Genomic DNA, 13364 nt, shown 5'->3' on the forward strand with positions numbered 1-13364 from the left:
ATCTCCATTTGCCAAATAAAAAATATTTGGCAAGGGAGATTGACAAACAGGGGTGCAAGGCCAAGTGTTTGTATCTCCATTTGCCAAATAAAAAATATTTGGCAAGGGAGAGTGACAAACAGGGGTGCAAGGCCAAGTGTTTTTTTAAACTTCGTAAAACTTTTTATTTTAAAAAGTTTAATAAGCGATTAGATGTACAAGTTTTTACTAGCAAAAAAATAGCACAATATCTAAAAACCTTGACTTTGAGGCTCTTTTGGTGTAGAATTATAAATAGCTATTAAACAATTGTTAAAAATTTGCTATGAAGAACAATCTAATACCAAGACCGCCAATTGTAGTTGTTACTGGCCATATTGATCATGGCAAAACAACCCTATTGTCGTATATAAGAAAAAACAAAGCCATTTTAAATGAAAGTGGCAATATTACTCAACATATCAGCGCCTATGAAATAGAAGTTGATGTAGAAAATGAAAAAAGAAAAATAACTTTTTTAGATACTCCGGGACATGAAGCCTTCTCTTCTTTGCGTTCAAGAGGTGCCAAAATAGCCGACATTGCCATTTTAATTATTGCTGCTGATGAAGGTTTTAAACAACAAACAAAAGAAGCCCTTTTTCATATTAAAGCAAACAACATGCCTTTTATTGTGGCTATAAATAAGATAGATAAAAAAGATTCTAATCCAGACAAAGTAAAAAATGAACTTTCTCAAAATGAAATCTTTCTCGAAGGTAGAGGCGGAGATGTTCCTTGTGTAGAGATATCTTCTAAAGATGGGCAAAATATTGATTTATTGTTAGAAATGATTGTTTTAATGTCTGACATGAGAGAAGAAACAGCAAATCAAGATTCTTTTGCCAAAGGATATGTTTTAGAATCAAACATTGATCCTAAAAGAGGCATAGTCAGCACCCTGATCATTACGGACGGAACTATTAGTAAGGGAGATACTATCTATACTACTACAGCAGAGAGTAAGGTTAGAATATTAGAAAATTTTGCTGGACAGTCAGAACCATCACTTAGCTTTTCTTCCCCTGCTTTAGTTATTGGCTTTGATCAACTACCTGAGCCAGGCAGCAAATTTGTTGCTGGCAAAAATATTCCTCAAGAAGAAATAGAAAATATAAAAGAAGAAGCCAAGATCAATTTTTGTAAAAATCAAATAATCGGAGAATACAAAGAAGGCCTGGAGGAAGAAATAATTAATCTAATTGTTAAAACTGATTGCGTAGGCTCTTGCGAAGCACTAATAGAAAGCTTAAAGGTTTTGGCAAAAGAAACCGAGGCGATTTTTAAAATAATTGACAACAGCATTGGAAATGTTTCTGAAAAGGATGTAAAAGCTGCTGAATCAAGCAAAGCTATGATTATTAATTTTAGAGTAAAAGTCGATAGTGAGGTAAAAAATTATATAGAAAGAAATAGTTTAAAAATTATTGAAGGAGAAACAGTTTATAAAATAATCGAACAGCTTGAACAAATTTATTTAAGCAAACAAGAGTTAAAACCAATTCTAAAAGCTAGATTAAAAATTTTAGCTACCTTTAATGATTCAAAAGGGTTCAAGGTTGTTGGCGGAGAGCTTTTTGAAGGGCAAATAAATAACAAAGAAAAGTTTGAAATAAAAAGAGAAGATATTTTAATCGGCACAGGGTCTATCAACGGCATTCAATGCCAAAAACAAAAAGTTCAAACTCTAGGAGCCATAAATGAATGTGGCTTAATGGTCAATTCCAATGAGGAAATTTTAAAGGGAGATATTTTAGAATTTTATCAATAAAAAATATGGACAAAAAAATAAAAACACAATATTCAAGAGCTGAAGAAGTTGGTAAGTTAATTGCTCAATACATCAAAGATAATGACTATCATGATCGCAACACTTTAGTAACAGTAACAGAAGTAAAACTAAATGAAAAACTTGATTTAGCAAAAGTTTTTTTATCTGTTTATCCAGAAGAAAAAATTATACCAGTTTTTTCTAAAATACAAGATGATCGCAGAAGCATCCAAACTTATATAAACAAAAAACTAGCTTGCCGATTTGCACCAAGGATAGAGTTAAATTTAGAGATGTAGTTGAAAAAAAGATATACTTTTGCTATAATTAATATAGCAAATGGTCACGTGGCGAAGTAGCTAACGCTGCGGTCTGCAAAACCGTTATTCGTGGGTGCAATTCCCACCGTGACCTCAAAAAATTAGTATAAAAAAACCAGCTTTTAAAAGCTGGTTTTTTTGATAAGGGAATTTTTAAACCGAGACAATGTTATCTTCAAAAATTACACGCACCATCTCGACCAGAAACTAAGTTACAAGTAACAAAAACAAGACCTTTAGCAAGGACAGCTACAGCAAGACCAACTAAAATAAAAGCTAGTCTTCTTCCGTTTTCCTTTACTTTGTCGTCTTTTCCGCCAGAAGTAACATAGTTTAAGGCAACTACCAAAATAAATATAACTGCTAAAACCAATAACACATAAAAGAACCAGTTAATTAATGTTTGGATAGTTCCAAAGATGTCGGAAGTGTTTTGAATAGGGGTTGGAAGTTCAACTCCTGGACCCATCACTTGCCCAAAAGTAACAGCAGGAGCAACGAGAAAAGCTAGCACCACTAAAGAGATAAATTTTTTCATAATTTTTATTTATTTATTTATTAATTTTTTAAAAGAAAGTACAAAGACTTGAATCACCTGAAATCAAATGGCAAGTAACATAAACAAGACTTTTTGCTAAGATAGCAATGGCGACTCCAATAAGAACAAAGCCCAAATTTTTTGAAGCAACACTAGTTTTTGTGCTATTGCCTCCAGAGATCATATATTGATACCCTACGTTTAATATCATAAAAACAGCTATGGCAATCAAAATAAAGAAAAATCAATTGAGTAAATTATTTATCACCTGGGTGACTGACAAATTAGGAACTTTCATTTGAAGAATGTTTGGGTCAGCCAAAGCCATTCATGGCAAAAAAGCAACAGAAAAACTTAAAAATATTTTTAAAAATTTTTTCATATCTTTTTTTTACGACCTTTTATTTATATAGTTAATTATATACAAAAAACATTAAAAAGTCAATTGTTTTTAAAAAGAACCAAAATCTCAATTGGAGCCACTGCCACCAGGGGAATTAGGAGGTATAAAACTAGAATCTACTGGCACAGATACATTTTCATCAATAGTAATTCCTTCAGTGCCACTAAGAGGTACAAAACCAGCACCATCATTTGTTGGCGGAGATATTTTACCTGGACCACTTACTTCTTCTCATACTGTAGTTGGCTCCCCTGTCAAGACATAATGAGTTAGTGAAATAATGCCTTTTGATAGAAGTATTATAGCAATCCCAATAAGTACGTTAAAAATAACTCTGCCAGCCATAGCTGCTTTTTCTGGCTTCCCTTGGCTAGTCATATAAATATAGCCAGCCCACATTATTACAAAAACTCCCATTGTTATAGCCGCCCACAAAAGAAAACTAAGCACCCGGTCTATTATGTCAAAAATATCGCTAGAATCACCAAGAGGGTTTTCTATTTGGTAGTTTGCGTTTACCCATGAAAAACAAAGTCCAAAAACAAGAACAACAGCTATAAAAGAAAATATTTTTAAATGCTTTTTTTGCATAGTATTAAGTTGAAAATTTTTATTATTAATTGTTAAAAAGTTAAGGGTTTATTGTTGTGGCAGTTGTTGGTGGATGGCAATCAATCTTAAATCAACTCTTCTGTAATAATTCTCCTGAGGGGCCAGTAAGTTTTGGCGCTAAAAGCCAGACCATAGTGTTAATAATAGTTCACGACAAAAGAATAACTAAAATGCCAATCAAGGTTCTTTTAATTAAATTAAAGCCAGCGGCTTTATTTTTACCACTGCCAATATCAGTAATAATTAAAAAACCAGCTCAAAGTATCATAAACATCGCCACATAAACCAAAACAATTTTTATAAATCAATTTATAAGTGTTTGTGCCAAAGCAATCAAGTCACAAATAGTGCAGTCAGGCTGGCCTAAGCTTCTTATTCCACAAGGAACTAGAGCTGCGTAAGCAACTATAGGAACCACTATTAAAATTAAGCTTAAAATAAGAAATTTTTTCATAGTTTAGTAATTAGAAAGAAGAGTTGTTAATCTTTGGTTCAATCTATTGATGGCTTCACGATAATCTCTTGTTGAGTTTCCTTGGTCAATAGCCTCTTTGAATAAGTTATCAACACCTAGATGATTTGGATTATAAAAAGACTTGGCGTTTAAAGTTTGTCTAGCAAAAACACCCAAATCAATGTCGTCATACAAAAAGCTAATCATAGTTCTGTGAGCTGGTGGCAATTTTTTAAGTTGATGTAAATTTTTTAAGTTTGTTTGGTTATTTGCCTGGTTTAAAATTGTTCAAGCAAGATCTTTTTGCTTTGAATGTGCTGAAACTGAAAAACCTCAGAAACGACCAAAGTTTACAATTGGGCTGTTAGCAATATTTGGCATTTCCGAAACACCAAACCTTAAGTTTGGATTTTTTTGTGAAATCATTTCTCTGTCTTTAAAATAACCAATAAACATAGCCAATCTATTTTGAGCAAAGGCATCTAAATCATTACCAAAGGCTCTTGACCAGCCATAAAACTGACTAGTTGGCTGGTAAAAATCACAATAAAAATTTAAAGCATTTTGGCCAGGATTAACAGATTGATTGTTTAAGACAGCATTGTCATTTAAAACAGCCCTAGTTCTTGTTTCGTTGATAATTTGGCCATTTGATTGCATGATCAATAAGCTTAAAATATCTGAAGCATTTTTTATGCTTGAGCTATCGCCCATGCCAATAACAGCTCTTTGCAATCGGTTTTGATTATCTAACTGTCTTAGCCTAGGTATTAAGTTGCGAACATCTGTTCAGGTTCTTGGTCCTGCAGGTATAGCTAGACTGTCAAAAATATTTCTATTGTAATATAAAGCCAAGGTGTCTATTGATAGAGGAGAAATATAAAGATAGTTACTAATAACAGCTTCTTTTTCAATGATAGTTGGAAAATCTCTTTGAATGGTGCCAATGTTATAGCTCTTATTATCTAAATTAAAAGGATAAATAAGCTTTCCAAATTGGCCTAATTGAAAGTTGTTAACCATAAAAATATCAGGACTCTCGTTTCGTATAAAGGCATTAAAAAGTTTTTGTTCATATTCTTCGGGTTTTATTTCCTGGTACTCAAAGGTAACCTGAGTATTTTTTAGTCGAATATTTTTCCCTCCAACATAGGTATTAAATTCTTGCTCTGATAAGTGTGTTCCCCAAACTGTCAAAGTAATATTTCTACCAGTAAATTGTAAAAGATTGGCTCCAAAGGCAAAAACTAAAACAACCAACCCAGCCAAGAAAAAAATACGATATTTTTTAAAAAAGTTTTGTTCCATATTTATTTTTTAATTAATATTAAACCAAAATGTGTATTAGAAGGTTTTAATGTTTCTTTTAAGGTAAATCCATTTTCTTTTGCTAGGATTAACAATTCTTCTTGCTTTATTGGGTAAAGATTTTCATTAAAAGGAATTTTAAAAATTTCTCAATCTATAACCACCAAAAAACCATTCGGTTTTAAGAGTTTTTTTGCTTCCGAGATAAATTTTTTCTTATCTTTTATTTGAAAAAGCATGTTTACAACAGTTACCATATCAAAAGAACTAGCCATGCCTGAGCTAAAATTTTTATTTTCTAGATCAATTACTTTAGTTTCAATCAGATGTCCAACATTGTTATAATTGGCTCTCTCTCTTAAAAAAGACAAAGAAGATTCTTGAATATCAAAAGCTAAAATTTTACCGCTGCCATGAAGTGATTTTGCTAGTTCAATAGTAAAAATGCCAGAGCCACAGCCCAAGTCAGCGATAGACATGGTTTCTCATATCGGCAATTTTTTTATTAATTCTGTTGGGTGTAAAATACCTATCATAAAGAATATTTAATTTGTTTGTATGTATTTTAGTATATAATATTTTTAAGAAATATTCAACAGTAAAGCCCGTTAAAACAAAATGTTTTAACGGGCTTTATCTAAAAGATAGCTATTTCTGAAACTTTGTCATCTTCATCAATTCTCATAACTTTAACGCCCTGGGTGGTTCTACTTAAAATTGGAATATCCACTAGCTCAGTTTTTAAAATCAACCCTTGTTTTGAAACACTGATTAAAATTTGCTCTTCATTCACTAGCCTGCTAGTTACCAAAAGACCAGTTTTAGGAGTTATTTTAAAGGTTTTAATTCCTGTGCCACCTCTTTTTTGGACTCGGTAGTCTTTAACTAAAGTTCTTTTGCCAAAACCAAAGTCACTGATAGAGATAATTGAAGCATTTGTTTTTGCTAATGACTTTGACACAACAATCATACCAACAACTTCATCGTCTTTTGCTAATTTTATGCCAGTAACACCAGAGCTAGCCCTTCCCATAGAACGAACATCTTTTTCAGAAAAAGTAATGGATTGCCCTTGTTTAGTAGTTAAGCAAATTAAATCATCTCCAGTTGAAAAAACTGCTCATTCTAGTAAATCATCCCTTTCTAACTTAATAGACAGAAGTCCGTTTTTTCTTATGTTTTCAAACTCACTTAAAGGAGTTTTCTTTACCACGCCCTTTTTAGTCGCCATAAACAAAAATTGTTTGGACTTGTCTCTTGTTGGGTTATAGCCCAAAACGACATTTACTTTTTCGTCATTAGATAGGTCAATAAAGTTTTGTATGGCTTTACCTTTTGATTCTCTGGAAGCGTCATTAATATCATAAGCTAATGCTTGATAAACCTTTCCTTTATCAGAAAAGAAAAGCAAATTGTCTTTGGTATTGATGTTAAGAATGTGATCAAGGAAATCGTTTTCTCCGCTATGATAAGCAATCACACCTTTGCCGCCTCTTTGTTGGGTTCTTAAAACACCAGTATTCATTCTTTTTATGTATCCGTTTTGAGACAAAGTAATTAAAACATCTTCTTCGGGGATCAAGTCTTGCTCATTTATTTTATCCGGCAAGCCTTTAATAACCTTTGTTCTTCTTTCGTCTTGGTGTTTTTCTTTTATTTCAGCAAATTCGTCTTTTAATATTTTAACAACCTTTTTTTCATCACTTAAGATGGACTCATATTCTTTTATCAACCCTTGTTTTTCTTTTAGCTCATTTAAAATTTTCATTTTCTCAAGCTTGGCTAAAGATTGTAACCTTGTCTCTAAGATCACATTTGCCTGCACTTCTGTAAATTTAAATTTCTTGCAAAGTTTGAGATTAGCATCTTCTTTGTTTTCTGACTTTTTAATTATTTCAATAATCTCGTCAATATGGTCTAAAGCGGTTTTTAACCCTTCTAAAATATGCAATCTATCTTTTGCTTTTTTAAGTAAAAATTGAGTTCTTCTTACGATGACCTGTTTTCTAAAGCTAATAAATTCATTTAAAATATCTTTAAGAGAAAGTAATTGTGGTTGCAAGCCGTCTTCAATCAAAGCAATGGTGTTTATATGAAAATATTTTTCTAAGTCAGTATATTTAAATAATTGATTGACAATACTTTTAGGATTAGCCCCCTTTTTTAGATCAATCGTAATAGTGAGACCTTTTTTGTCCGACTCATCTCTTATGTCTTTTATATTTATTATTTTTTTATCTTCTATCAAATGAGCTATTTTTTTAATCAATTCAGATTTGTTTACCATATAAGGTATTTCTGTTATAACGATTTGAGATGTTTTATCATTTTCTACAATTTCAACAGTGCCTCTAATTAAAACCTTTCCCTTGCCAGTAGCATAGGCTTCTTTTAAGGTATCTCAACCATAAATGGTTCCCCCAGTTGGAAAGTCAGGCCCTTTAACAAATTGCATCAAATCATCAGTGTCGCAATTTGGGTTTTCTACAGTATAAACCAAGGCATCCATTATTTCAGTTAAGTTGTGTGGAGGAATGTTAGTAGCCATGCCAACAGCAATACCTGTTGCCCCATTGAGCAAGAGCTGAGGTATTTTAGTTGGCAAAACTTTGGGTTCTTTTAAATTATTGTCATAGTTTGGTACAAAATCAATGGTTTCTTTTTCTATATCAATAAACATGTCATCCGCTATTTGTTTCATTCTGCTTTCAGTATAACGAGAGGCTGCAGCAGGATCTCCATCAATCGAACCAAAGTTTCCCTGACCATTAACCAGAACATATCTTAAGGAAAAATCTTGAGCCATTCTAACCAAGGTATCGTAAATTGCCATATCACCATGAGGATGATATCGTCCCATGGTATGGCCAACCACCAAGGCAGATTTTTTAAATTTTGTAGTTGGTCCAAGACCCAATTCTTTCATAGAATATAAAATTCTTCGCTGAACCGGCTTTAAGCCGTCACGACAATCAGGAATAGCTCTTGAAACAATAACAGACATCGCATAGTCAAGATAGCATTCCTTAAGCTCTTGGCTTATGTCGTAATTAAAAATTTGTTCTTCAGGTTTGTTTTGTATTATTTTTTTATCCGCCATTTTAATAGTTTATTATTAAAAATTTAACTTTGTAAAATAATTAATCTCATGGGAGATTCTTCATCTTGACTGATGTGGTTTTTTCTTATATTAAGCTTATCCATTTTTTCTGGTGTCAAGCCAATTTCTTTAACAAACTTATTTACGGATTCTTCTTTGGAATAGTGCATAGGAATAATTATTCTTGGTTCTATTTTCTTTATTAAATCAACAGCTTCGCTAGCCGGGTTTTCTCTAAAACTTCCAGCAATCGGAATTAGCAATATATCAACATCGCCCATTTTTTCCAATAAATCATCTTTGATTTTTTTTTCGCCAAAATCACCTAAATGAACTAGCCTAATATCTTCGCTGTCAACAACAAAAACAGTATTTTTACTTAAAGTTGCTCCATTGTCATGGTTTGTTTTTATGCCTTTAATAAAAATATTATTTATTTCTATTTCTCCCGGCGTGTTTAAAATAAAAGGGTCTCCCATAATTAAATCAATGTTGTTGTGGCCATTATGATTATGGGTTGATAAAGCTATATCAGCCTTAAACCTAGACGGCTTAATGCCAACAGCATCTTCAGAAAAAGGGTCAATTGCTATAATTTTTCCTTGAGTTTCTATTTTGAAAAACGAATGAGACATTCAGTTTATAATCATATTTTTAGTTTATATTTTTTGTGCAAACATATTTTATCAAATATTAAGATAAAAAACAACACTGCCTTTTGGCAGCATTGTTATTATTCCTTTGTTCTAGGTGTTTTAATCCATACCAGCTCTCTTTTTTTGTAATAACCCAATGAATGCTTCACAAAAGCTGAAAAGAAAGGAAAAGGATACAAGAAAACAATAAAAGGTATTAAAAATGAAACTTTCAACATAAAAACAACTAGTTCAAAAAATATTTTTACATGTGATTTATTATATTCTATGTAGCGATTATAATGGAGGAGTAAAATTAAAGAAAACAAAAGCAGTGGTAAGCCAGCCATTGAAAAAATAGAAGCCAAGGATTGTCTTAAAATAAAAGTAGCAGAAAAGAATCCCACCCACTGTTGCACCCCAAGAATAATAACAATATTTCTGATCAAATTAGTTGTTAAGACTACCAAGCTTAAAATGGTCAACAAAAAGAAAATTGTTCACTCGCCTGGCCCATAAAAGCATAGTTTAAAATATAAAGACCGAGCTTTTTTACCCAACTGGTCCTTTCTTTTTCTTAAAGGCTTTAAATTTTTAATAACTTCTAGTTGGCCTAAAGCTCAGCGATGTCTTTGTTTTAAAAAAGTAGCCATATTAACAGGGGTTTGTTCTGTTGATGGGTAAGGTAAAAAATAAGGCCAATCATTTGTTTCTAAGTAAATAGTTACTCCCAGATCAAGGTCTTCAGTAATAGAATGATAGTTAAATCCTTTTACAGCAAAAAGAACATCTTTTTGAATAAATAAGTTTGTTCCTCCCAAAAAAGGAAGTCAGGTCATTATTCAAGGCAAGAAAAATTCATGAGTAAAAGACTGCCCCAAGGCAACAATTTTAGAAAAAGTAGAAATGCTTCAAAAATTACGACATTGCAACACAGGCATTTGAAAAACTTTTTTATGAGGATGCTTTATATTTTCTTTTGCTATTTCAGATAAGCAGTTTTTATCTGGATGATCGTCAGTATCAAAAAAAGCAAAAAAATCTGTCTTTTCATTAAAGTGGTCAAACATCTTTGTAAATACATAGTTTAAGGCTCTTCCTTTTGTAGATTTTATCTCTTGTCCAGTTAATTTGCCTTTAAATTCTCCATCAAAATCATAAGGCACATCAACATTTATTATTCTAACATTTTTATCTTTAAGAGTTTCTATGGTTTGCGTAACTATTTGTTGAGTGGTTATTTCATTGCTTTTTGATGCCAAAGTTTCTTTTTCATCGGTAACCACAATAATTTCAAATCGATCTTTAGGATAATTAAGTTCAGTTAATTTTAAAATGGTATTTTTTACTACATCAGTTTCATTTCTTGCTGGCACCAAAATGGAGAACATAGGAAAGTCAATGTTTTTTTCCAAGACAAGCTCTTTTAACAGCTCACAGCTAGTTTTTTTTAGCTGTTTCATTTTTATTTTTGTTTTAAAAAATACATAAATAGTTCTAATCAAAAATAAAACAGCTAAGCTTGCCACCAATCTAATTCATAGACTAGAAGGAATATTTAAAATTTTATAAAACCAAGGTGGCGTTAAATCAATAATGGCAAAAGAAATATTTTGTAGTCAGTTCATTTTTATTTTTTACTATGACGATATTTTTTAATTTGTTCGTGGTGGCCGCTCAACAAAATTTCTGGCACAGCTCAAATTTTTTTAGCTCTAGCTGGTTTAAATTTTGCTGGCCTAGTATATTGCGGATATTCCAAAAAACCATCTTCTTTAAAAGACTCTTCTTCTAGGGACTTTTGATTTCCTAAAACATTAGGCAACAGTCTTGTTATGCCTTCGGTCACAATCATAGCTGGTATTTCTCCTCCAGCTAAAACATAATTTCCCACAGAAATTTCTTCGTCAGCAATATAATCAATAATTCTTTGATCCACACCTTCAAATCTTCCGCAAACCATAATGATCTTTTCATATTTTTTATAATTCACCAAATCTTTTTGAGCTAAAGTTTTTCCCTTGGGAGAAAATACCATGATTTTTGTTTTCGTTTTTTTGTTTTTAGTAATATCCTTTATTGCTCTTCAAACAACATCAACTTTTAAAATCATACCAGCACCACCTCCATATGGCTTGTCATCAACAGTGCCGTGCTTATCTAAAGCATATTTTCTCAAATCATGAATATCTATTTTAATTATTTTTTTATCCAAAGCAGTTTTAATAATAGCTTGACTAAAATAGCTATCAAATATTTTTGGATAAATAGTTAAAATATGAAATTGTTTTTTGTTTTTTTTCATAACAAAATATTAAAAACCAGCTGTTAATATTTTTATTGGGTCATAATAGCCATATTTTAACGGGCTTACTGGAACATAGCCAAAGCAAGGTCCAGGCAAGCCTGTTTTTTGTATACAATCATTCTCGCCCTCACTGTTTGTTAGTGTTGGAGCAGATTTTATTTCAAAGTGTAGGTGTCTGTCAAGATAGCCACTAGCATTACAGCCGTCATCACCTATTCTTCAATAGTTTTGGCAGCCATAACCACTAGCACCAGTCAAACCAATTTGCTCCCCACTCTTTACTTCCTTGCCAGCATAGATATTTTGGGAAATAGTTTCAAGGTGGGCGTATAGACTATAAAACTCTCTGTCTTCTATAATATGTTTTATAATAACCGTATTTCCAAAACCAAAATCATCATTGCCCATAATTTGTATTTTTGCAACCTCTCCATCATAAATAGACATAACTGGTTCCGGACTGTTTGTCGACATATCAACCCCTGCATGTTGTAAATATTCGCCATGAATTTTTAGAGGACTATTAAAATCTTGTCTTATCCAATATTTTTCAGGATCAATGGGAGAAGAAAACCCTTCTTTTATTTTTTCCTTAGGTACAGATTGGTCAAAAACAATAAATCTCATGCCATATTCAGCAAAATCATAAATTTGTTTTGCGTTTTCATTAGAAACTCTTAAACAACCTCCACTAAACTGGCTGTTTACTTCTTCACCACTAGGGTAATAAGGAATGCCATGGATAAAAAAATCTTGATGAAACTGAACCGAGTAAGGCATAAAAACATCAACAATGCTTGATCTTAATAAATTATATTTTGCCCCTACCCGGAAGTAGTTTGTTGGCGATTGAAATCATAAATGCCTTGGTCCTTTATGAAGAATTTCAAAATAATTTTCCACCAAGCCATTTTTTAATAGAAAAACTTTCATAGCTGATAAATCAACTAAAATACTTTTTGGCTCGTCAGCTATGTAGCTAATAGGACTAGGCTCCGCTCTTTTTAAGAGCATAGTTTTTTTGTCAGCTTCAACCTCCTTTTCTTTTTTTAGGTTATAAGCCTTTGGTTGAGTTATTTCAATGTTGTTTTCACTTTTTAGGTAATCAATTGATCATAAGCCAATAGCTATAAGCAAAAACAAAAATAAAGCAGCTAGATACTCTCTTTTTTTCATCTTTTCAAGTTTATTTCTTTTCTTTACTACATTCTAGCATAAAAACATTATAAAAAAAAGGGGGGCTTTCGCCCCCCTAGATTTCTAAAAATATATTATATTTTTAGGTCGTCAATTGCATCAGTTACACGATCTACTTCTTGAGAAGCTTGTGGTCCTTGAGTTCCAGGGATTTTAATATTAACTCTTGCTTGGTTTTTAGCACCAACAATCTTTAATATTGTTCTGATAGATTGGATTGTGTTTCCTTTACGCCCTATCAAATGACCCATATCTGAAGGATCGACATCTACTGTTAAAAGGACACCTCTTTCATCGATTTGGCGGTCAATCTTGACAGCTTTTGTTTTTCCTACAATCGATTTTAAATTTGTTTCTAAAACGACTGTATCATTAAATTGTTCCATTGTATAACAATTATAATACTTTTTTTAATAAGACAACTCCCGACCTTTTAAGAATTATCTTATGCATATATTATATCATAAAAAAATTTTTGTCAAGTGTTTGTTTGTTAATTTCCAAATGATCAGTTTTTTGTTTGGAAATTATCAATTTAAACAGGGGTGCAAAATTCTACCAGTATTTTTTATTGAATTTGCCAAGTGTTTGTTTGTTAATTTCCAAATGATCAGTTTTTTGTTTGGAAATTATCAATTCAAACAGGGGTGCAAAATTCTACTAGTATTTTTTATTGAATTTGCCAAGTGTTTGTTTGTTA

16 protein-coding genes and 1 pseudogene are annotated in these 13364 nt (G+C 31.9%); 4 read left to right on the forward strand and 13 right to left on the reverse strand.

Annotation, left to right across the window (positions count from 1 at the left end):
* Positions 1-304 precede the first annotated feature (304 nt).
* Positions 305-1789 (forward strand): translation initiation factor IF-2, encoded by a 1485-nt coding sequence (gene infB, locus KO464_01065; GenBank protein ID MCC7571962.1) that lies wholly within the window; start codon positions 305-307, stop codon positions 1787-1789.
* Between the two features lie 5 nt (positions 1790-1794).
* A complete protein-coding gene (locus KO464_01070; GenBank protein ID MCC7571963.1) occupies positions 1795-2088 on the forward strand; it encodes a ribosome-binding factor A in 294 nt (97 codons plus the stop codon).
* A gap of 196 nt (positions 2089-2284) precedes the next feature.
* Here KO464_01070 and KO464_01075 read toward each other — a convergent pair whose 3' ends face one another.
* Positions 2285-2647 (reverse strand): hypothetical protein, encoded by a 363-nt coding sequence (locus tag KO464_01075; protein MCC7571964.1) that lies wholly within the window; start codon positions 2645-2647, stop codon positions 2285-2287.
* Between the two features lie 473 nt (positions 2648-3120).
* On the opposite strand from KO464_01075, the gene KO464_01080 reads away from it, so the two are divergent.
* Entirely contained in the window at positions 3121-3315 is a 195-nt protein-coding gene (locus KO464_01080; protein MCC7571965.1) for a hypothetical protein, read from the forward strand.
* On the opposite strand, the gene KO464_01085 is transcribed toward KO464_01080, so the two are convergent.
* Positions 3282-3641 carry a hypothetical protein gene (locus KO464_01085; protein MCC7571966.1) on the reverse strand — a complete coding sequence of 120 codons (360 nt, stop codon included), beginning with the start codon at positions 3639-3641 and terminating at the stop codon, positions 3282-3284. The genes KO464_01080 and KO464_01085 overlap by 34 nt on opposite strands.
* A 56-nt stretch (positions 3642-3697) precedes the next feature.
* Between KO464_01085 and KO464_01090 the strand changes: the two genes are divergently transcribed.
* A complete protein-coding gene (locus KO464_01090) occupies positions 3698-3946 on the forward strand; it encodes a hypothetical protein (GenBank protein ID MCC7571967.1) in 249 nt (82 codons plus the stop codon).
* 173 nt (positions 3947-4119) lie between these two features.
* Here KO464_01090 and KO464_01095 read toward each other — a convergent pair whose 3' ends face one another.
* From KO464_01095 to KO464_01145, 11 genes and pseudogenes are all read right to left on the reverse strand, one after another.
* Entirely contained in the window at positions 4120-4323 is a 204-nt protein-coding gene (locus KO464_01095) for a hypothetical protein (GenBank protein ID MCC7571968.1), read from the reverse strand.
* Between the two features lie 126 nt (positions 4324-4449).
* Entirely contained in the window at positions 4450-4830 is a 381-nt protein-coding gene (locus KO464_01100; GenBank protein ID MCC7571969.1) for a hypothetical protein, read from the reverse strand.
* A 75-nt stretch (positions 4831-4905) separates the two neighbouring features.
* On the reverse strand, positions 4906-5424 hold the full coding sequence (locus KO464_01105) for an ABC transporter substrate-binding protein (protein ID MCC7571970.1): 519 nt from the start codon (positions 5422-5424) through the stop codon (positions 4906-4908).
* 149 nt (positions 5425-5573) lie between these two features.
* The gene (locus tag KO464_01110) at positions 5574-5903 is read right to left on the reverse strand and encodes a class I SAM-dependent methyltransferase (GenBank protein MCC7571971.1); all 330 of its coding nucleotides are present in this window, start codon (positions 5901-5903) and stop codon (positions 5574-5576) included.
* Positions 5904-6061: 158 nt separating this feature from the next.
* A pseudogene (gene gyrA / locus KO464_01115) lies at positions 6062-8524 on the reverse strand (DNA gyrase subunit A).
* A 23-nt stretch (positions 8525-8547) separates the two neighbouring features.
* Positions 8548-9159: an MBL fold metallo-hydrolase gene (locus tag KO464_01120; protein ID MCC7571972.1), complete on the reverse strand. Its 612-nt coding sequence runs from the start codon at positions 9157-9159 to the stop codon at positions 8548-8550.
* Positions 9160-10070: 911 nt separating this feature from the next.
* Entirely contained in the window at positions 10071-10688 is a 618-nt protein-coding gene (locus tag KO464_01125) for a hypothetical protein (protein MCC7571973.1), read from the reverse strand.
* Positions 10689-10858: 170 nt separating this feature from the next.
* The gene (locus KO464_01130; GenBank protein MCC7571974.1) at positions 10859-11197 is read right to left on the reverse strand and encodes a hypothetical protein; all 339 of its coding nucleotides are present in this window, start codon (positions 11195-11197) and stop codon (positions 10859-10861) included.
* Positions 11198-11245: 48 nt separating this feature from the next.
* Positions 11246-11464: a hypothetical protein gene (locus KO464_01135; GenBank protein MCC7571975.1), complete on the reverse strand. Its 219-nt coding sequence runs from the start codon at positions 11462-11464 to the stop codon at positions 11246-11248.
* 222 nt (positions 11465-11686) lie between these two features.
* A complete protein-coding gene (locus tag KO464_01140) occupies positions 11687-12247 on the reverse strand; it encodes a peptidoglycan DD-metalloendopeptidase family protein (protein MCC7571976.1) in 561 nt (186 codons plus the stop codon).
* A 491-nt stretch (positions 12248-12738) separates the two neighbouring features.
* On the reverse strand, positions 12739-13050 hold the full coding sequence (locus KO464_01145) for a KH domain-containing protein (GenBank protein ID MCC7571977.1): 312 nt from the start codon (positions 13048-13050) through the stop codon (positions 12739-12741).
* Positions 13051-13364 lie beyond the last annotated feature (314 nt).

It is taken from the genome of Methanofastidiosum sp. (genome assembly GCA_020854815.1).
Taxonomy (GTDB): Archaea; Methanobacteriota_B; Thermococci; order Methanofastidiosales; family Methanofastidiosaceae; genus Methanofastidiosum.

What these genes read in the sequence shown, in the direction of transcription:
- KO464_01140 (MCC7571976.1), bottom strand. Translation starts at nt 12,247, where the DNA reads ATGCCTTACTCGGTTCAGTTTCATCAAGATTTTTTTATCCATGGCATT.
- KO464_01085 (MCC7571966.1), bottom strand. Translation starts at nt 3,641, where the DNA reads ATGCAAAAAAAGCATTTAAAAATATTTTCTTTTATAGCTGTTGTTCTT.
- KO464_01070 (MCC7571963.1), top strand. Translation starts at nt 1,795, where the DNA reads ATGGACAAAAAAATAAAAACACAATATTCAAGAGCTGAAGAAGTTGGT.
- KO464_01095 (MCC7571968.1), bottom strand. Translation starts at nt 4,323, where the DNA reads ATGATTAGCTTTTTGTATGACGACATTGATTTGGGTGTTTTTGCTAGA.
- KO464_01105 (MCC7571970.1), bottom strand. Translation starts at nt 5,424, where the DNA reads ATGGAACAAAACTTTTTTAAAAAATATCGTATTTTTTTCTTGGCTGGG.
- infB (MCC7571962.1), top strand. Translation starts at nt 305, where the DNA reads ATGAAGAACAATCTAATACCAAGACCGCCAATTGTAGTTGTTACTGGC.
- KO464_01075 (MCC7571964.1), bottom strand. Translation starts at nt 2,647, where the DNA reads ATGAAAAAATTTATCTCTTTAGTGGTGCTAGCTTTTCTCGTTGCTCCT.
- KO464_01145 (MCC7571977.1), bottom strand. Translation starts at nt 13,050, where the DNA reads ATGGAACAATTTAATGATACAGTCGTTTTAGAAACAAATTTAAAATCG.
- KO464_01130 (MCC7571974.1), bottom strand. Translation starts at nt 11,197, where the DNA reads ATGGTATTTTCTCCCAAGGGAAAAACTTTAGCTCAAAAAGATTTGGTG.
- KO464_01110 (MCC7571971.1), bottom strand. Translation starts at nt 5,903, where the DNA reads ATGTCTATCGCTGACTTGGGCTGTGGCTCTGGCATTTTTACTATTGAA.
- KO464_01100 (MCC7571969.1), bottom strand. Translation starts at nt 4,830, where the DNA reads ATGGGCGATAGCTCAAGCATAAAAAATGCTTCAGATATTTTAAGCTTA.
- KO464_01135 (MCC7571975.1), bottom strand. Translation starts at nt 11,464, where the DNA reads ATGAAAAAAAACAAAAAACAATTTCATATTTTAACTATTTATCCAAAA.
- KO464_01120 (MCC7571972.1), bottom strand. Translation starts at nt 9,159, where the DNA reads ATGTCTCATTCGTTTTTCAAAATAGAAACTCAAGGAAAAATTATAGCA.